This is a genomic window from Chamaesiphon sp. OTE_75_metabat_556, assembly GCF_031378165.1.
Taxonomy (GTDB): domain Bacteria; phylum Cyanobacteriota; class Cyanobacteriia; order Cyanobacteriales; family Chamaesiphonaceae; genus Chamaesiphon.
In genome coordinates this window covers 1-3391 of sequence record NZ_JANNDR010000477.1, presented here as the reverse complement: position 1 = coordinate 3391, position 3391 = coordinate 1, and the positions used below count along the sequence as shown (strand labels likewise).

The following is a 3391-nucleotide window of genomic DNA, read 5'->3' as shown; positions in this document are numbered from 1 at the left end:
TATTAATCTAAATTAGAATCGATTAGCCCAATACAGATTTAGCTGTTTTCACAACGTTATCGACAGTGAAACCAAATTTATCCATTACAACGCCACCTGGAGCCGAAGCACAAAAACGATCGATTGTTACCAGCCCACCATCGATAACGACAAAGCGGTGCCAACCTTGGCTGCAAGCCGCTTCGACTGCTACCCGTTTGGTGACAGCTTTAGGTAAGACGGATTCTTTATAAGCTGCGTCTTGCTCGTCGAATAATTCCCATGATGGCATGGAAACTACGCGAACTTTTTTGCCTTCGGCAGTGAGTTTTTCAGCAGCCGTGACACAAAGGTTGACTTCGGAACCAGTACCGATCAGGATGATGTCGGGAGTACCGTTGGAATCGACGATCGTGTAAGCACCTTTGGCTACACCCGCGATCGAGGTACCTGGTAAGTTAGGCAGATTTTGACGGGAGAGTGCGAGCAGGGTAGGATCGGTTTTGCTGGCTTTCTCGATCGCTACTTTATATGCACCGGAAGTTTCGTTACCATCGGCGGGACGGATGACGGTGAGGTTAGGAATCGCCCGTAAGGAGGCGATAGTTTCGATCGGTTGGTGAGTAGGTCCATCTTCACCTTGTCCGACGGAATCGTGAGTCATTACCCAAATCGAACCCGCTTTGGAGAGGGCGGAGAGGCGAATTGGTGCGCGCATGTAATCGGAGAAGATTAGGAAGGTTGCGCCGTAAGGAATCAAGCCAGAGTTGTGGAGGGCGATACCATTACAGATGGCACCCATCGCATGTTCGCGGACACCGAAGTGAACGTTACGATTTTGGTAGGCACCTTTTTGGAAATCACCGGAAGTTTTGATTTCGGTGAGGTTGGAGTGGGTTAAGTCAGCGGAACCGCCGATTAAACCTGGGAGGACAGCAGCTAATTTGTTGAGGCAAATTTCAGAGTGCTTACGGCTAGCTACTGCGCTATCTGCGGGAGTGTAGGTAGGTAAGACGCTATCCCAACCAGCAGGGAGTTTGCGAGAGGTTAAAGATGTGAAATCAGCGGCTTCTGCGGGATATTTGGTGGTGTAACTAGCAAGAGTGGCGTTCCACGCGCTTTCGGCTTTAGCACCATTGGCGACTGCTTCGCGCATGTGGGTGACGGCATCAGCAGGTAATTCAAACGGAGCGTGTTCCCAGCCGAGGTTTTCGCGGGTGAGTTTGATTTCGGCATCGCCTAGGGCTGCACCGTGGATACCAGCGGTGTTGGATTTATTGGGGGAACCGTAACCGATGATCGTGGTGACTTTGATCATCGTTGGTTTATCGGTGACGGCTTTCGCTGCGGAGATCGCGGCTTCAATCCCTGCGAGGTCGGTGTTACCATCTTTGACGTGGATGGTGTGCCAGCCGTAAGCTTCAAACCGTGCGGATACGTCTTCAGTGAAAGCGACATCGGTGGAACCATCGATCGAGATATGGTTATCGTCATATAACACGATCAGTTTACCAAGTCCCCAGTGAGCCGCGATCGATGCTGCCTCACCAGAAATACCTTCCATGTTGCAACCATCACCGACGATGACATAGGTGTAGTGGTCAACTAAAGTAGCATCAGGCTTGTTAAATTTAGCTGCCAAATGCGCTTCAGCCAAGGCTAAACCGACACCATTGGCAATCCCTTGACCGAGGGGGCCAGTAGTCACTTCGATTCCGGCAGTCTCAAAGTTTTCAGGGTGTCCAGGTGTGCTAGAACCCCACTGACGGAAGCTTTTGATATCTTCGATGCTGACGCTATCATAACCAGTCAAGTGCAATAGCGCGTATTGCAACATCGAACCATGACCAGCAGACAAGACAAACCGATCGCGGTTGAACCATTGGGGATTCTTGGGATTGTGCTGCATGAATTTTTGCCACAGCACGTACGCCATCGGAGCCGCACCCATTGGTAAACCTGGGTGGCCAGATTTAGCTTTCTCGATTGCATCGACAGCGAGGAAGCGAATAGAATTAATAGCGAGTTGGTCTAAGGATTGGGCGGTTACAGGCATGATATATATTGATTAAACTAATGACTAGTGAAACAGGTGCTAAATGCACAGCTAGACAAGTGCGGGTCGAGTATCTAAAAATTGCAAGTTTCCAGCCGACAGGTGCTAACCGATCCGAGTCAAACATTTACCACGCAGGTATGGTGTTTTGAAGCTGCAACTGAAATTTGCAAATAGATCTGCATCGATACAATTTCTACTCATCATCCCATTTGGTGGATGGATGAGCAAGGGGTAAGAGGAGTGGATAGTGGATAGTGGATAGTGAATTACTTGGGATTCAGATAGTATCGTCATCCTCATTAAAGCCCAACTTCTATCCACTATTCACTATTCACTATTCACTACCTCCCTAGATTTTGTTACATAACATCACCATCCCTTCCATTTGCCCACAGCATCTGGTATTACTAGGCGAGAGGTAGTCGATCGCACAAAGTAGGAACATGCCAAAATACGATAATATCTTCAACGCTGAAGAGTATACCGAAGAGCCATTAAATGAAGCTGAAGGCTTGGCATCGATCGTGCTGATTGCTGCCCTGGCAGATAATTTGCAGGAATTAGTTGCGCCAGATTTATTCTTGGATATTTTGGCGGATTTTGACTTGTATGCAGAATATTCCGATGAGGATTTATTGTCGATGGTCGATCGATTGACCGCGATCGCCACCGACCAAGGTTTGGGAGCTTTATTTAATGCTGCAGATGAAGCGATTCCTGACGATCTCGTGCCGGATGCTTATGCGGCGGCGATTTTGACCAAGATGAACCCCGATACGGGCGAGATTCCGGCCAATGCCCAAGTATTTCTCAAAGAGTTGCAAGCAGTGATGGATATCGATGATGATGAAGCGGCGGAAGTAGTCGCAGAGGTCAAAAAAGGGTTTGAGTCGGTGGAGACTTGACTTCGGATATCTAACGACATCAGGGATGATTTCGGGTAGAGAAAATCACCAAAAATTGAGGTAGAGGCAATTCATGAATTGCCCCTACCTCAATTTTTAAAGCTTAATCGATTGTTAACTTCAGTTGAGATGACTGGTGGCACCGCTCAATTGTGAGGAGAGAGATCGATCGGATGATGGGGGCATCGCTGCATCGAATCCGAGTAAGAGAATCTGGAGCGGTTCGCCACCTTCGGCTTGGGGAACGATCGCCATCCGACTGGCAAAACTGAGTTGATTGACTTCGCGATAAGCCAGGGGGATCGATCGAATCGTGTCTGGATCGATATCCATCAGGACGGGTGCTTCTTTGACTGGCAAACCACACAGTTCGCCAGCGTGAGTGTGAAATAAGATCAGAAACTTGGAGGTATCCTGCTGCGGATCGATCGCGGTGAACTTTTGGCGG

The 3391-nt window shown here is 48.7% G+C and carries 2 protein-coding genes and 1 pseudogene; 1 reads left to right on the top strand and 2 read right to left on the bottom strand.

Annotation, left to right across the window (positions count from 1 at the left end; all coding sequences use genetic code 11):
- Window positions 1-22 precede the first annotated feature (22 nt).
- Window positions 23-2035, bottom strand: coding sequence for a transketolase (gene tkt, locus RMO27_RS19235; protein ID WP_309735533.1), 2013 nt, complete (start codon window positions 2033-2035; stop codon window positions 23-25).
- Window positions 2036-2481: 446 nt separating this feature from the next.
- Here tkt and RMO27_RS19230 point away from each other — a divergent pair, with 446 nt between their 5' ends.
- Window positions 2482-2943 (top strand): hypothetical protein, encoded by a 462-nt coding sequence (locus RMO27_RS19230; protein ID WP_309735531.1) that lies wholly within the window; start codon window positions 2482-2484, stop codon window positions 2941-2943.
- 120 nt (window positions 2944-3063) lie between these two features.
- Here the strand turns inward: RMO27_RS19230 and RMO27_RS19225 are convergent.
- A pseudogene (locus RMO27_RS19225) lies at window positions 3064-3391 on the bottom strand (hypothetical protein); the annotation flags it as partial.

What these genes read in the sequence shown, in the direction of transcription:
- tkt (WP_309735533.1), bottom strand. Translation starts at nt 2,035, where the DNA reads ATGCCTGTAACCGCCCAATCCTTAGACCAACTCGCTATTAATTCTATT.
- RMO27_RS19230 (WP_309735531.1), top strand. Translation starts at nt 2,482, where the DNA reads ATGCCAAAATACGATAATATCTTCAACGCTGAAGAGTATACCGAAGAG.